Source organism: Phyllobacterium sp. 01N428, from assembly GCF_056399405.1.
In genome coordinates this window covers 271,686-285,153 of sequence record NZ_JBFTRH010000007.1, presented here as the reverse complement: position 1 = coordinate 285,153, position 13,468 = coordinate 271,686, and the positions used below count along the sequence as shown (strand labels likewise).

The 13,468-nt window shown below is 58.7% G+C and carries 15 protein-coding genes; 10 read left to right on the top strand and 5 right to left on the bottom strand.

Going from position 1 to position 13,468, the window contains the following annotated elements; genetic code table 11:
- Window positions 1-388: 388 nt before the first annotated feature.
- Together AC1DNI_RS18355 and AC1DNI_RS18350 are read right to left on the bottom strand one after the other, a co-directional pair.
- A complete protein-coding gene (locus AC1DNI_RS18355) occupies window positions 389-703 on the bottom strand; it encodes a YciI family protein (protein WP_027231647.1) in 315 nt (104 codons plus the stop codon).
- A 152-nt stretch (window positions 704-855) separates the two neighbouring features.
- Entirely contained in the window at window positions 856-2,070 is a 1,215-nt protein-coding gene (locus tag AC1DNI_RS18350) for an NADP-dependent isocitrate dehydrogenase (protein WP_027231646.1), read from the bottom strand.
- A gap of 187 nt (window positions 2,071-2,257) precedes the next feature.
- Here AC1DNI_RS18350 and AC1DNI_RS18345 point away from each other — a divergent pair, with 187 nt between their 5' ends.
- The 4 genes from AC1DNI_RS18345 (at window position 2,258) to AC1DNI_RS18330 (ending at window position 6,055) form a co-directional block, all read left to right on the top strand.
- Window positions 2,258-3,109 carry an RNA methyltransferase gene (locus AC1DNI_RS18345; protein WP_477692874.1) on the top strand — a complete coding sequence of 284 codons (852 nt, stop codon included), beginning with the start codon at window positions 2,258-2,260 and terminating at the stop codon, window positions 3,107-3,109.
- A complete protein-coding gene (gene murI, locus AC1DNI_RS18340) occupies window positions 3,084-3,950 on the top strand; it encodes a glutamate racemase (protein ID WP_477692873.1) in 867 nt (288 codons plus the stop codon). Before AC1DNI_RS18345 ends, murI begins: the two co-directional genes overlap by 26 nt.
- 170 nt (window positions 3,951-4,120) lie before the next feature.
- Window positions 4,121-4,564 (top strand): hypothetical protein, encoded by a 444-nt coding sequence (locus AC1DNI_RS18335; protein WP_477692872.1) that lies wholly within the window; start codon window positions 4,121-4,123, stop codon window positions 4,562-4,564.
- A 267-nt stretch (window positions 4,565-4,831) separates the two neighbouring features.
- Window positions 4,832-6,055 carry a hypothetical protein gene (locus AC1DNI_RS18330; RefSeq protein ID WP_477692871.1) on the top strand — a complete coding sequence of 408 codons (1,224 nt, stop codon included), beginning with the start codon at window positions 4,832-4,834 and terminating at the stop codon, window positions 6,053-6,055.
- A gap of 10 nt (window positions 6,056-6,065) precedes the next feature.
- Here AC1DNI_RS18330 and AC1DNI_RS18325 read toward each other — a convergent pair whose 3' ends face one another.
- Together AC1DNI_RS18325 and AC1DNI_RS18320 are read right to left on the bottom strand one after the other, a co-directional pair.
- Complete coding sequence (locus AC1DNI_RS18325) at window positions 6,066-7,112, bottom strand: LLM class flavin-dependent oxidoreductase (RefSeq protein WP_477692870.1); 1,047 nt, start codon at window positions 7,110-7,112, stop codon at window positions 6,066-6,068.
- Between the two features lie 145 nt (window positions 7,113-7,257).
- A complete protein-coding gene (locus AC1DNI_RS18320; protein WP_477692869.1) occupies window positions 7,258-7,899 on the bottom strand; it encodes an NAD(P)-dependent oxidoreductase in 642 nt (213 codons plus the stop codon).
- 147 nt (window positions 7,900-8,046) lie between these two features.
- On the opposite strand from AC1DNI_RS18320, the gene AC1DNI_RS18315 reads away from it, so the two are divergent.
- The 3 genes from AC1DNI_RS18315 to AC1DNI_RS18305 all read left to right on the top strand — a co-directional run bounded on the left by AC1DNI_RS18315 (window position 8,047) and on the right by AC1DNI_RS18305 (window position 9,484).
- On the top strand, window positions 8,047-8,463 hold the full coding sequence (locus tag AC1DNI_RS18315; protein ID WP_477692868.1) for a winged helix-turn-helix transcriptional regulator: 417 nt from the start codon (window positions 8,047-8,049) through the stop codon (window positions 8,461-8,463).
- Window positions 8,464-8,616: 153 nt separating this feature from the next.
- Entirely contained in the window at window positions 8,617-9,159 is a 543-nt protein-coding gene (locus AC1DNI_RS18310; protein WP_477692867.1) for a DUF992 domain-containing protein, read from the top strand.
- 136 nt (window positions 9,160-9,295) lie between these two features.
- Window positions 9,296-9,484, top strand: a complete 189-nt coding sequence (locus tag AC1DNI_RS18305) for a DUF3008 family protein (RefSeq protein WP_027231638.1) — start codon at window positions 9,296-9,298, stop codon at window positions 9,482-9,484.
- An 18-nt stretch (window positions 9,485-9,502) separates the two neighbouring features.
- Here the strand turns inward: AC1DNI_RS18305 and AC1DNI_RS18300 are convergent, their stop codons facing one another.
- Complete coding sequence (locus AC1DNI_RS18300) at window positions 9,503-10,432, bottom strand: extensin-like domain-containing protein (protein WP_477692866.1); 930 nt, start codon at window positions 10,430-10,432, stop codon at window positions 9,503-9,505.
- 367 nt (window positions 10,433-10,799) lie between these two features.
- On the opposite strand from AC1DNI_RS18300, the gene rpsD reads away from it, so the two are divergent.
- The 3 genes from rpsD (at window position 10,800) to ttcA (ending at window position 13,327) form a co-directional block, all read left to right on the top strand.
- A complete protein-coding gene (gene rpsD, locus AC1DNI_RS18295) occupies window positions 10,800-11,417 on the top strand; it encodes a 30S ribosomal protein S4 (protein ID WP_027231636.1) in 618 nt (205 codons plus the stop codon).
- Between the two features lie 70 nt (window positions 11,418-11,487).
- On the top strand, window positions 11,488-12,417 hold the full coding sequence (locus AC1DNI_RS18290; RefSeq protein ID WP_477692865.1) for a glutaminase: 930 nt from the start codon (window positions 11,488-11,490) through the stop codon (window positions 12,415-12,417).
- Between the two features lie 67 nt (window positions 12,418-12,484).
- On the top strand, window positions 12,485-13,327 hold the full coding sequence (gene ttcA, locus AC1DNI_RS18285; protein WP_477692864.1) for a tRNA 2-thiocytidine(32) synthetase TtcA: 843 nt from the start codon (window positions 12,485-12,487) through the stop codon (window positions 13,325-13,327).
- Window positions 13,328-13,468: the final 141 nt, after the last annotated feature.

Genomic DNA, 13,468 nt, shown 5'->3' with positions numbered 1-13,468 from the left:
GACCGTTGCTTTACATCTAACACATGGTTTTGAGGCGGGTCCCTATGAAACGGGGGTGTCGCGTTTGTGTTGGCGGCGGTGCTTGTCGCACTAAACGGATGCCAGTCGGCGGGCGTTGTTAAGGACGCGCGTATGGGGGCGGTTACCGCTTATCGGTCCGGAGATGTTTGCCGCGCATATCGTGTTTGAAAGAGTTCAAAGATTGTACGCAAAATTTCCGGAGCGGCCTTCCAGTGCTGGAGCAAAAGAGCAGGTTCGCTGAGGTTGCTGCCGCTCCGACCTTTACTGCCGCTCCGACTCTGCCACAGCGGCGGATACTCCACCTCGGCGAAACGCGGTCGGGACCGGGGAAGCGGGTTCAGGCGACGAAAGCTGGCGCAGTGCGTGCTTACTCCTCGCGCGGCGCCTGTGCAGCCGCAATATGCATGGGCGCTATCGTATAGCTGTTGAGGCCGGCGAGCACGGTCGGGTCGTTGTCGCCGAAGCGCACCGCTTCCGCATGATCGTTTACCTCAAGGAGAGCGAGCCCAAAGCTGCCGTCGGGCTCATGCACCGGGCCATAGGCAAGGACGAAGCCCTCGTTGAAACATTCCTGCACATAGCTTGCGTGCTGGCGCATCAGCTCTTGCTCGTCGTCGTCCATGTCGTCCGCAAAGGTCGGGCGTGGCGGGATCAGGCGGAAAAAGAACTGCTGCTTGCTCATCTTCGGTCCCCTCGGGTGATCATAGCATCACCCATAATACCCAAAACAGCGCTTTTTGGCGCGCCATTTTCGCATCGCTCATTCGCAATGCGCATAGACAAAAAGAGCTCCGGTTTTCACCGGAGCTTCATGCATCGATGCTTTGAGATGGCTCAGGCAGCCATCGCCTTCGACAGGTTTTCATTGATCTTGTCGAGGAAGCCCGTGGTCGACAGCCAGGGCTGATCCGGGCCGATCAGGAGTGCGAGGTCCTTGGTCATGTAACCGGCTTCGACTGTGTCGACGCAGACCTTCTCCAGCGTATGGCTGAAGCGCTCGAGTTCGGCATTGCCATCGAGCTTGGCGCGATGCGCAAGGCCGCGCGTCCAGGCGAAGATCGAAGCGATCGAGTTGGTCGAAGTCTCTTCACCCTTCTGGTGCTGGCGATAGTGGCGGGTCACGGTGCCGTGGGCGGCTTCCGCTTCGACCGTCTTGCCATCCGGCGTCATCAGAACCGAGGTCATCAGGCCGAGCGAGCCGAAGCCCTGCGCGACGATATCGGACTGCACGTCGCCGTCATAGTTCTTGCAGGCCCAGACATAGCCGCCGGACCACTTCAGCGCGGAAGCAACCATGTCGTCGATCAGGCGATGCTCGTAGAAGATCTTCTTTTCGGCAAACTTCGCCTTGAACTCTGCCTCGTAAACTTCCTGGAAGATGTCCTTGAAGCGGCCGTCATAGGCCTTGAGGATGGTGTTCTTGGTCGACAGATAGCAGGGAACGCCGCGATTATAGGCATAGTTGAACGAAGCGTGGGCGAAATCACGGATCGATTCGTCGAGATTGTACATCGCCATGGCAACACCGGCGCCGGGCGCGTCATAGACCTCGTGCTCGATCGTCTGGCCGTCATCGCCGACAAACTTGATCGTCAGCTTGCCCTTGCCCGGGAACTTGAAGTCGGTCGCGCGGTACTGGTCGCCGAAGGCATGACGGCCGACGATGATCGGCTGCGTCCAGCCCGGAACGAGGCGGGGAACGTTCTTGGCAATGATCGGCTCGCGGAAGATGACGCCGCCGAGAATGTTGCGGATCGTGCCGTTGGGCGATTTCCACATCTTCTTCAGGCCGAATTCCTCGACTCGCTGCTCATCCGGCGTGATCGTCGCGCACTTGACGCCGACACCATACTCCTTGATGGCATTGGCCGCATCGACCGTCACCTGATCATTGGTGGCATCGCGGTGCTCGATCCCGAGGTCGTAATATTTCAGATCGATATCCAGGTAAGGATGGATCAGCTTTTCCTTGATATATTGCCAGATGATGCGGGTCATCTCGTCGCCGTCAAGCTCGACGACCGGATTTGCAACCTTGATCTTTGCCATGGATAGTCAGCCTCTATTTTGCTGGGTGTGGGAATGTCAGCATCGGTTTTCAGTGAGGGTTCGCGCCCCTATAGCATCGGGATCGCCGAACGCAAAGCTGCCGACCAGCCATGCCGTTATTTTAAGGCAGGATTGCCCATCAAAAGATCGCGCGTTATGACGGCGGCAATATCAGCAGGAACAAGAGATGGCCGGTACAGATAGACAACGCACGCTTATTGCCGAAGGCCCGGCAATTATCCTCGTCGAACCGCAATTGCCCGAGAACATCGGCATGGTGGCGCGCGCCATGGCCAATTTTGGCCTGGCCGAACTGCGGCTCGTCAAGCCGCGCGAGGAATTCCCCAACGAGAAGGCGCGCTCCGCAGCGAGCAGGGCGGACCATATCATTGATGCGGCGCAGGTTTTCGAGGATCTGCCATCCGCCATCAAGGACCTCAATTTCGTTTATGCGACGACGGCGCGCGAGCGCGATGCATTCAAGCAGGTGCGTGGGCCGGTGGAGGCGGGCGTGGTGCTCCGCCAGCGCTTCAACAGCGGCGAACGAACCGGAATTCTTTTCGGGCGCGAGCGCATCGGCCTCAATAATGACGAAGTCAGCCTTGCCGATGAGTTGGTGACGTTTCCGGTCAATCCGGCGTTCTCGTCACTCAACATTGCCCAGGCGGTCCTGCTCATGTCCTATGAATGGATGAAATCCGGCCTCGAGAACCATACGGATACCGCCTTTCGCGGCCCCGAGCTTGCGCCGGCGCCAAAGGATCAATTGCAGGGCTTCTTCAACCATCTGGAAGAAGCGCTGCAGGCGAGGGGATATTTCCGGCCGATGGCCCGCAAGGAGATCATGGTCAATAACCTGCGCGGCGTCCTCACCCGGCCGGGTTTTTCGGACTCGGAGCTGAAGCTCCTGCGCGGCGTCCTTGTCTCTCTCGACTTCTTCCGCCCCGATACGCCGCGCGGCGCCGGAGCGCCGGAAGGGCGCAAGCGGGCAAAGCCAATCGATGAGCCGGCTAATGAAAGGCCGACAGACGATGAATGAGCGGGTCGCCGACCGGCCGATCCTTGTCTTCGACAGCGGCATTGGCGGCCTTACCGTTCTGCGCGAGGCGAGAGTTCTGATGCCAGACCGGCGCTTCGTCTATATCGCGGACGATGCCGGCTTTCCCTATGGCGATTGGGAAGAGGCGGCCTTATGCGAGCGCATCGTTGAACTCTTCGGTGGACTGATCGCGAAATACGACCCCGAAATCGCAATCATAGCCTGCAATACGGCATCGACGCTCGTGCTCGACGATTTGCGCAGAGCCTATCCGGGCGTCCCGTTTGTCGGTACGGTACCGGCCATCAAGCCAGCCGCCGAGCGGACTTCTTCGGGCCTCGTCAGCGTTCTTGCAACACCTGGAACGGTTCGGCGCGCCTATACACGCGACCTCATCCAGTCGTTTGCCTCGCAATGCCATGTGCGTCTTGTTGGCAGCCAGAGCCTCGCCCGTTTGGCCGAAGCCCATATTCGCGGGGAATTTGTCGACGATGCCGAAATCAGGCAGGAGATTGCCCCCTGCTTCTACGAACGGGACGGCAAGCGGACGGACATCGTCGTCCTCGCCTGCACCCATTATCCTTTCCTCGCCAACGTCTTTCGCCGGCTCGCTCCATGGCCGGTCGACTGGCTCGATCCCGCCGAGGCCATTGCTCGCCGTGGTCTTTCATTGCTCAAGGTCAACGGTACCGGCGAAGAACCCGAACATGGCGACGACTTTGCCATGTTCACATCGGGCAATCCAGATTTCTCCACGCGCCGCCTGATGCAGGGATTCGGCCTCGACACCAATCCTGGATTGGAGTTGGTTTCGGACGGCAACTCCGCCACTTTCGCCTAAAGCATAGGCGATGTTGCGCGGCGTTGAAAAAACAGGCGTGTTGAACTTTCGAATAATTGACCCGGCGCCGCCCCGCTCCTAGGCTCGCATTTCATCGAGTTGCGATTGGTGATACCATTTGGGCGGTACATATACCGCGCCCATCTATTGCATTGGACTGGGAGTATTTTATGCGATTTGTCGAACTTCAATCGGGGATGATGTTGGCAATTGTCGCCAGCATCCTATTCTTGTCGCCTGCGAGTGCGGGCGAGAAACTGGGCTTCCCACCGCCCGATCCGCCTGGCACGGTGCGTACGCCGATGACGCCGCAGAACATTCAGAAGGAACTCGATCAGCGCCTGAAGAGGCAGTTCGAGGCGGCGGCCGGCCCCTCGGGTCGCTTGACCGCGCAACAGGCAAAGGATGCCGGTTGGGGCTTCATCGCTGACCACTTTGATGAAATCAGCCGAGGCAATGGCGATACCGTCGGTCTCAACGAAATCCAATCGTTCATGGATGCCCGCTCCCCCGTGGCGCGGACTGCAGAGCCGAGCGTTGCCCCGAAGAAAAAAGGGAAAACCACCGAGCCACCAAAGCCGGTGGATAATTCGCCAATCCAGATCATCGAATAAACAGGGGCTGCCAATGAGGCGGCCCCTTCTCAATTCTCCCTCTGCCTGAAAATGGTGGCGATCAGATTGGAAGCGGTGGCGATCGAGTGTTTCATGCCGGACGGCATGACCTTCGCGACACCTTCCAGTTCCATCGGTCACTGCACGCCGATCCTTCATTTGCAATATTCATAGCACCTGCGTGTGGCGGGCTTTTTGACAGCGCCGCGCCCCGCCGCCGAGACTGCCGATCAGATACAACGCTTTCCAATATCGCCGAGGGCTTTCGTGAGCATTATCCTGGGACTCGTCTTCTCTCGCCAAGAAAAGATCAAATCTTTAAAGCAACGGCCAAGTGCCAAGGATCTCGCCCGCAAGTTTTGCCTGTTGGCGCGCAAGGAGCCGACTTTGGGACCGCTGGCTGTCATCACCGCCGAGGGTGATGACGGCAAGGCGAGGTCAAGCTGCTCGATCTTGCCGACGGACGAGGATGTGCATTTCTACCAAGACGGCGCTCAGGTTAATTTCTCGGCGGCGACGGTGGCAACCGGCCCGGGTTATCATGATTATCTCGTGGCATTGCTGGACGAACTGGTCGAACAGGAAAAACTTGTTGTCACGCAAGATGAGGACTTCAGCGACGACACCCAGTATTGGACTGACCGAAATTACGATGTCCTCCAGACTCACATGAGTGTTTATTTCAACTCGGTCTCGAAAGTCGTCGTCGAGCGCAGCAGCGCCAGCAAGCATGGCCCGCTGTCGCTGTCCCTGTCAGCACGCGAAGCGCTTGATGTTTTCAAGGACCGGATCATGACAGTTCGCGGGCCCCGCGACGTGGATTTCTTCGGCTTCAAGGGCGAGGCTGCCAACTTTTTTCCCTGGTGGGATTTCGGCCTGCCGGCGCGGGCTGCTTTTGGACTGGCCGAGGCGATGTTGTGGCGCTCGTTCCCCTGGCGTGGCCCGATCGACCAGTATGAAGCGCTTTTCATTCAAGTGCTCTCCGAACTCATCAAGATCGCAAGGGAAGAACCACGCCTCGAGACAAACAAGAAGTTGAATGTCGCCGCATTTGAGACTGCGAGCCGGTCGAAGACGTGGCCGAGGCCGCCCGGCATGGGCTATCTGCGCTATCCACGGCCGCAAGCCTTTGGCGATAATTGGTGGATAACGCTGCCCGGACATTTCATTCTGGGCTGGGACAATCGTTTCAAACAGAATGTGTTCAAGAGTATCGGCTGCATCGTCGTGCCGGCCGCGACGACCATCGAACATGATGACCGCCGCCCGCCGGAAGGTTTTACCGGCAAGCTCGACATTTCAGTCGTCAAGGACACGCTCAGCTTTTACGGCATATGGAACCACAAGAAACAGGAAAACGGTAAGACCGATCAATGGCTCGAGGGCTGCGCCGTCGCGACCGACGGTGTGACCTACCTTTTTATCCTGATGGACGACCTCGGTTTAAAGCAATGGGCGGTTGAAACGCTACTGTCGATCGAGCATCGCTAAAGCAACCTCCTCAAGATGGCTTCGCGCCGCCAAGCTCCTTGCGGATGACCGGTGCGACTTCGGTCCCGTAAAGTTCGATGGCCTTCAGGGTGTTTATGTGCGGCAGGCTGCCGAGATCGATCTGCAGCATGAAACGGTCATGCTTGAAATAGGTATGCTGCAGCATGATCTTGTCGATCACCTCCTGAGGCGAGCCGACAAGCAAGGCACCACGCATTGTGCGGCCGGCTTCATACTGGGCGCGATTGCTCGGCGGCCAGCCGCGTTCGCGGCCGATCTTGTTCATCACGACTTCATAGGACGGCCAGTACTCGTCGGAGGCAGCCTGCGATGTCGCAGCAACATAACCGTGCGAGTTGATGCTGACTTTGAGCTTATCCGGGGAATGGCCGGCCTTGGCTCCCGCCTCGCGGTAGAGCTCGACCAGCGGCGCAAAACGATGCGGCTCGCCGCCGATGATAGCGACGGCAAGCGGGAGACCGAGCGTTCCCGCGCGGATCACCGATTGCGGCGTCCCGCCCACGGCAATCCACACGGGCAGGGGATTTTGCAATGGGCGCGGATAGACGCCGAGATCGTTCAGAGAAGCGCGCAAATTGCCCTTCCAGGTCATACGCTCGCTTTCCCGCAGCTTGAGCAGAAGGTCGAGTTTCTCCGCAAAGAGTTCATCGTAGTCATTGAGATCATAACCGAAGAGCGGAAAGGATTCGATGAAGGAGCCCCGGCCGGCCATGATCTCGGCGCGCCCGGAGGAAATCAGATCAAGCGTCGCATACTCCTGAAATACCCGGACCGGGTCGTCGGAACTCAGCACCGTGACGGCACTCGTCAGGCGGATGTTCCGGGTGCGCGCCGCACCGGCGGCGAGAGCAACCGCCGGTGTCGAGATGACGAAGTCCGGCCGATGATGTTCGCCGATGCCGAAGACGTCGAGCCCCACCTGGTCGGCCACTTCCATCTCCTCGAGGAGATTCTGCATGCGCTGGTGCGCGCTGATGGCGACGCCGGTTGCAGGGTCGGGACTCATCCCGGCAAATGTATAAAGACCAAGTTCCATTTTTGACGCCTCGTTCAAACCTTGTCGCACAGGTAAGCACAGAAAGTGGTTCTGTGAAGAACGCACATCACGGTGTCCGAGGCACAAAAAGGATACTGGCGGGCCGCGTGGCGCCTGAAAGCAACGCCACGCACCTCGCGTGCGGTCAATAGCCGACGGTAAAGCGCTCCCGCGCGTGCGCCGGCTTTTCAGCCTCGTCGAGAATTGCCACCGCCAGGTCGCTGGTGCTGATCGTGCTCTTGCCGTCGGCACCAAAGACAGGCTCGTCCTTGCCTTGGCGGTATTTGCCCGTCCGCTCGCCGGGAACAAGCGCGAAGGGCGGCGAGACAAAGGTCCAGTCAAGTGCGGTTTCGCTGCGAAGATCCTCGAGTGCCTGGCGTGCACCCAAAGCGCCTTCCTTGTACTCTGCCGGGAACGCGGCGCCATCGACAAACTGGGAACCATCTGGCGCACGCAGGCTACCGGCACCACCGACCACGATCAGGCGCTTGATGCCGGCCTTTTTCGTGGCTTCCGTGATCGATTTGCTGCCAGCGATATGAACAGCCTTGATATCGGGATTGCCCCAGCCGGGATTATAGGCTGATATGACGATGTCGTTTCCCTTCAGCTTGGCTGCGAGATCGGCGGTGTTGAGCGCGTCCGCTTCCACAGCGGTGATGCCATCGCGCTTCTCTACCTTATCGACGTTGCGTACCAGCGCCGTCACGTCATGACCGCGCGACGAAGCCTCGTTCAGTATCTGCGTGCCGACGAAACCGGTGGCGCCAATCAATGCGATTTTCATGGGATGCTCCTTTGATGCGGGTACGCATCGTTTTGTAGTTACGATTGATAACTACCTATGCTAGGAAAGGTGTCTTGGGAAGAACGCACTTTTTCCGTTTCAGGGCACATCCAGGTAACCGCCTGCCACAGCAAGGACATCGAGCGCATGAGCATTCACGCGAAAACCGAAGGCAAGACGCCGCTTCTCGCTTCCATGGCGGCAATGGAATCGGACGGCAGTGGCTCATGTCCGATGCGCGAGGTGCTCGATATTATCGGCGATTCGTGGAGCCTGCTTACAATCATCAATCTCCAGGGGGGACCGCGTCGCTTCAATGTGCTGCGGCGAATGATCGAGGGTATTTCGCAGCGCATGCTGACGGTGACGTTGCGTTCGCTCGAGCGCGAAGGGCTTGTGTTGCGGACGGTCAAGCCGACCTCGCCGCCGGAAGTTACCTACGCGCTTACCCCGATGGGCCATTCGATTGCGGTGCCGATCGGCTCGCTTGGCGAATGGGCGGTAAAAAACCGTGACAATCTTAGGGACGCGCGCAAGGTGTTCGACGCGGCGCCAATGGGCTGACACACGGCAATTGCGAAATTGGTTGCACACCCGCCGGAACCATCCAAACATTTGAACGTTTAAAGCAGCCCTCGGGATTTTCCGGGGAATGGTTCATTGAGGCGCGTCATGTGCCGATAGTGATTTCATTAAGATCAACGGAGAAAGACAATTATGGTACGATTCATTCCGGCGCTCATTGTGGCGGCGACCGCCCTTACCGGTGGCACGATGGCAGCAACTGCCAAGACGACGAAAGCCGAAACACCAGCGAAAGCAACCCATATCGGAATCCTGTCGTGCCAGGTCGATGGCGGCGTCGGGCTGGTTTTCGGGTCGAACAAGGCGATCAACTGTGCCTACAAGCATCGCGACGGTTCGGTTGAAAATTACAGGGGCCGCCTCGGTAAACTCGGCCTTGACCTGGGTATAACGCAAAAAACGTATCTGAGTTGGACCGTTGTGACGACAGCCGACAACAAGCCGGGCGCCGATGCGCTTGCCGGCAAGTATGTTGGCGTGTCGGCGGGTGCTTCCGTCGGGCTCGGCCTTGGCGCCAACGCCCTTATCGGCGGATCCAACAAGAATATCGGCCTGCAGCCGTTCAGCACCGAAGGCACGCAAGGTTTTAATGTCGCCGTCGGTGTCAGCAGTCTGTCGCTGGAGCCTGTAGAAGCGGCCAAGCCGGTTAAGAAGCAGCATAAGCATCGCAGCTAACAGATTAGCCAGAGGTGAACGAAGGGGGCCAGCGTGCCCCCTTCATACTTTCCAAGTCAGCGGAAATGTGAACGTGGAACCGAGCCATAGCGCTTGCGTTTCTTTCCTTGTGCAACCACCCACAGGGAGAAATCCAATGCCCGCAAAATCCCAAGCCCAGCAAAAGGCCGCTGGTGCTGCACTTTCGGCCAAGCGCGGAGAAACCAAGAAGAGCGAACTCCAGGGTGCCTCGAAGAGCATGTATGACTCGATGAGCGAAAAGCAGCTGGAAGAATTTGCCGAAACCAAGCGCAAAGGCCTGCCGAAGAAGAAAACCAGCGAGTAATAGATCGAGGCGCGTTTCTTACTGACAGATGCGCGCCTCGCACTTCTTTCCGTGACAGCCCTGATCGAGGTGCAGGTTGCCTTGGTGTGCGGCATCGCCGTCGGGGCCGATGACGGTCATGAAGCGGTCGCAGCTTGCCTTGTGCAAGGCGCGCCAGAAGGTCTGTTCCTCAGGCGAACCTTTCCAGCCTGAACCGAGTTCCGTCTTCTTGCCATTCTTGAATTTGAACGCAACGATATCGAGGGCGTTGGCAAAGGCATGCTCCGAAACACGGCCCTTGTGCCCGTTGTTTACCTTGCGGCACTGGTAGTCCGAGCCGGTGGTGATGCTTTCGATTTCCGCTCCGAAATCCTTTTGGGCTTCCGCCTGCACCTCGACGATCCAATTGGCCAGTGAACCCGCCATGGCGCAGTTGGTGGTGATCGCGGCCGCAAATTTCACCGGATTGTCCTTGCCGATCGCCGTAATCTTCAAAGGCGAACGTTCGCCGCAGATGCCCTCCGACAATGGCGCAATGAGCGAGCCCTCGACTTCCCCGTTCATCAACGCTGGACAGGCGTTCTGGTAGACACGGTCCGGCGAGATCGAAGGATCGACTTTTTCGACATTCTCTTCCTGATCGCCTTTCTCGGTGTTTTTGCCGTCTTCTTCCGGTTTTGGCAGCGGATTGGGCCCCAGTTGCTCGCCAGCCTTCACGTCGGGGTTCGACGCTGGTTCGGGCTTGCTTTCTCCTGCAGCAGGTTTTTGCGAAGGAACCGGCGTTTCAGGATCCGCTTTCTGGATTTCCTCCTTGGGCTTTTCTTCCGGTTTAGGCGCTTCGGTCGATTGTGCCGCCCGGGGGTTGGATTCGGGGATCGGCGGTACGACAGGCAGTGGCGCTGCCGTTGTGAGCGGACGGGGTGGACGCCGGCGCCGTGCATCGGCGTCGTCGGACGTCGTGATGATCATTGTGCTTGCGATAAGGGCGGTGAAGGATAAAAGAAGTACGGACCTGCGAGAATGCTGCGAGAATAGGGTCATTATCGGCTCTACTCCTGTTGAGCGTCTAACCTAACGCCTCAACCGGGCCATGGGTTTCAAATAATGTGAGCCGCTGAAACAGGCGCGCCCCCGCTTGACATCCCTGGCCCTTCCCACTAGAAGCCACCCAGCGCAGGGCCCAACGGCTCTGCGTTTCATTTGACGTGTCCCGTGAGTGATTTCGCAATGCGTGCGTGAATCATTCTGTCAGTCTTCACACAAAGGAGGCAGAGGAGGGCGCGTTTCCTTGAACCGGCGCGTGAGCTCCGGTTCGTATTTGTTGAAAGGAAATGCGATGAGCAAGCGCGAATCGTCCAAGTATAAAATTGACCGCCGTCTTGGCGAAAACATCTGGGGCCGTCCGAAATCCCCGGTAAACCGCCGCGAATACGGCCCGGGCCAGCATGGCCAGCGCCGCAAGAGCAAGCTTTCCGACTTCGGTGTGCAGCTGCGCGCCAAGCAGAAGCTCAAAGGTTTCTACGGCGACATTTCGGAAAAGCAGTTCCGCAAGACCTATGAGGAAGCTGCACGCCGCAAGGGTGACACCGGCGAACAGCTGATCGGTTTGCTCGAGTCGCGTCTCGACGCGATCGTTTATCGCGCCAAGTTCGTTCCGACGATCTTCGCCGCGCGCCAGTTCGTCAACCACGGCCACGTCAACGTCAACGGCCGCCGCACGAACATCCAGTCCTATATCTGCAAGGCTGGCGACGTCATCGAAGTTCGCGAAAAGTCGAAGCAGCTCGTGATCGTTCTGGAATCGGTTCAGCTCGCTGAACGCGATGTTCCCGAATATCTCGAAGTCGATCACAACAAGATGGTTGCCAAGTACAGCCGCGTTCCGGCTTTCTCCGACGTGCCATACGCTGTACAGATGGAACCGAACCTGGTCGTCGAATTCTATTCGCGTTAATCAGTTCTGAATTTCAGAAAAAGCCGCCCGGAGAAATCTCGGCGGCTTTTTTTTCAACCGGAGTCCGGCCATGACCGACCTTCAGGCTATCGTCGACAGTGTCTATAGCGACCTTTCCGGCCGCATCGGCGAGGGCAAACTTGCCGATTACATTCCGGAACTCGCGACGGTGGACCCGAAACAGTTCGGCATCGCCATGATAACGGTTGACGGGAAGGTCCACGTCGCCGGCGATGCCGAAACCAATTTCTCCATACAGAGCATTTCCAAGGTGTTCACGCTGACGCTTGCGCTCGGCAAGATCGGCGACGGGCTGTGGAAGAGGGTCGGCCGTGAGCCTTCCGGCAACGCCTTCAATTCCATTGTCCAGCTTGAGCAGGAGAAGGGGAAGCCGCGTAATCCCTTTATCAATGCGGGTGCGATCGCCGTTGCGGACGTGGTTCTTGCCGGGCATCAACCGAGGGAGGCGATCGGGGAAATCGTGCAGTTCATTCGCCACGTCGCCGATGATGAAACTATCGCCATTGATGAGAACGTTGCGCGTTCCGAAACGCAGACCGGCTATCGCAATATCGCGCTTGCCAATTTCATGCGCGCTTTCGGCAATCTCAATCATCCCGTCGAGCATGTCCTCGGGGTCTATTTCCACCATTGCGCTATCGCCATGTCGTGCCGCCAGCTCGCTCATGCCGGGCTTTATCTTGCGTCGACCGGCCGCAATCCGCTCAATGGCGGCAGCGTCGTTTCACCGGGCCGGGCGCGGCGTATCAACGCGCTGATGCTGATGTGCGGGCATTATGACGGCTCCGGCGATTTTGCCTATCGCGTCGGCCTGCCGGGCAAGAGCGGTGTTGGCGGCGGCATTCTTGCCGTGGCGCCGGGCAAAGCCTCGATGGCCGTCTGGTCGCCGGGACTGAACGAGAACGGCAACTCGCTGCTCGGGTCGGCCGCGCTCGAATTGCTGGCCCAGCGCACCGGCTGGTCCGTCTTCGGACAATGAAGGACTTGCCTTCGGCGATCCTGCGATGCAATGAAGGCGACGAACCGGATCGTAGCGGGATACTTCCATGACCATCCATGAGCTTGACCTCACCGACGCAAGCGGCTGCCATCCGATGTTTCTCGGCGTGCCGTCCTCCGTCGAGTTCAACAAGTTGCGCAAGCGGCTCCTGCGCCAAACGCGCCAGGCGTTCGAGGATTTCGCCATGGTCAAGCCCGGCGAGCGCTGGCTGATCGGACTTTCCGGCGGCAAGGACTCCTATGGGCTGCTGGCCTTGTTGCTCGACCTCAAATGGCGCGGTCTGCTGCCTGTCGAACTCCTCGCCTGCAATCTCGACCAGGGGCAGCCGAATTTTCCCAAGAATATTCTGCCGGATTTCCTGAAAGCCAACGGTATCGAGCACCGCATCGAATATCAGGACACCTATTCGGTGGTCACGGACAAGATCGCCGAAAACCAGACCTATTGTTCGCTGTGCTCGCGCCTGCGTCGCGGACATCTCTACCGCGTCGCGCGGGAAGAGGGTTGCGCTGCGCTGGTCCTCGGCCATCACCGCGAGGACATTCTCGAAACCTTCTTCATGAACCTCTTCCACGGCGGACGGCTCGCAGCAATGCCGCCAAAGCTTCTCAACGACGAAGGCGACCTGATGGTGCTGCGGCCGTTGAGTTATTGCGCGGAAGATGATCTGGAAAAGTTTGCGGGCGCCATGCAGTTTCCGATCATTCCTTGCGATCTGTGCGGCAGCCAGGAGGGCCTGCAGCGCAACGCCATGAAGGCCATGCTGGCCGACATCGAAAGGCGCATGCCGGGCCGCAAGGAAACGATGATCCGCGCCCTCGCCAACACCCGGCCGAGCCATCTGCTCGACCGCAAGATCTTCGATTTTGCCGGGCTGGTGACGGGTTGAAGGTGGATCCTCGGGTCAGGCCCGAGGATGAAGGAGAGTGGGAGGGTAACGGCGAGGTGCCATTTGGTCCGAGGGTGGAGGGGCGCGGGTAAAGGTGCCAGTCGGTCGGAGGAGGGAGAGGTCACGCACGCACCGACAGGT

Bases quoted from the DNA above. Each gene is read 5' to 3' on its own strand.
- AC1DNI_RS18355 (WP_027231647.1), bottom strand. From the start codon at position 703: ATGAGCAAGCAGCAGTTCTTTTTCCGCCTGATCCCGCCACGCCCGACC.
- AC1DNI_RS18350 (WP_027231646.1), bottom strand. From the start codon at position 2,070: ATGGCAAAGATCAAGGTTGCAAATCCGGTCGTCGAGCTTGACGGCGAC.
- AC1DNI_RS18345 (WP_477692874.1), top strand. From the start codon at position 2,258: ATGGCCGGTACAGATAGACAACGCACGCTTATTGCCGAAGGCCCGGCA.
- murI (WP_477692873.1), top strand. From the start codon at position 3,084: ATGAAAGGCCGACAGACGATGAATGAGCGGGTCGCCGACCGGCCGATC.
- AC1DNI_RS18335 (WP_477692872.1), top strand. From the start codon at position 4,121: ATGCGATTTGTCGAACTTCAATCGGGGATGATGTTGGCAATTGTCGCC.
- AC1DNI_RS18325 (WP_477692870.1), bottom strand. From the start codon at position 7,112: ATGGAACTTGGTCTTTATACATTTGCCGGGATGAGTCCCGACCCTGCA.
- AC1DNI_RS18320 (WP_477692869.1), bottom strand. From the start codon at position 7,899: ATGAAAATCGCATTGATTGGCGCCACCGGTTTCGTCGGCACGCAGATA.
- AC1DNI_RS18315 (WP_477692868.1), top strand. From the start codon at position 8,047: ATGAGCATTCACGCGAAAACCGAAGGCAAGACGCCGCTTCTCGCTTCC.
- AC1DNI_RS18310 (WP_477692867.1), top strand. From the start codon at position 8,617: ATGGTACGATTCATTCCGGCGCTCATTGTGGCGGCGACCGCCCTTACC.
- AC1DNI_RS18305 (WP_027231638.1), top strand. From the start codon at position 9,296: ATGCCCGCAAAATCCCAAGCCCAGCAAAAGGCCGCTGGTGCTGCACTT.
- AC1DNI_RS18300 (WP_477692866.1), bottom strand. From the start codon at position 10,432: ATGATCATCACGACGTCCGACGACGCCGATGCACGGCGCCGGCGTCCA.
- rpsD (WP_027231636.1), top strand. From the start codon at position 10,800: ATGAGCAAGCGCGAATCGTCCAAGTATAAAATTGACCGCCGTCTTGGC.
- AC1DNI_RS18290 (WP_477692865.1), top strand. From the start codon at position 11,488: ATGACCGACCTTCAGGCTATCGTCGACAGTGTCTATAGCGACCTTTCC.
- ttcA (WP_477692864.1), top strand. From the start codon at position 12,485: ATGACCATCCATGAGCTTGACCTCACCGACGCAAGCGGCTGCCATCCG.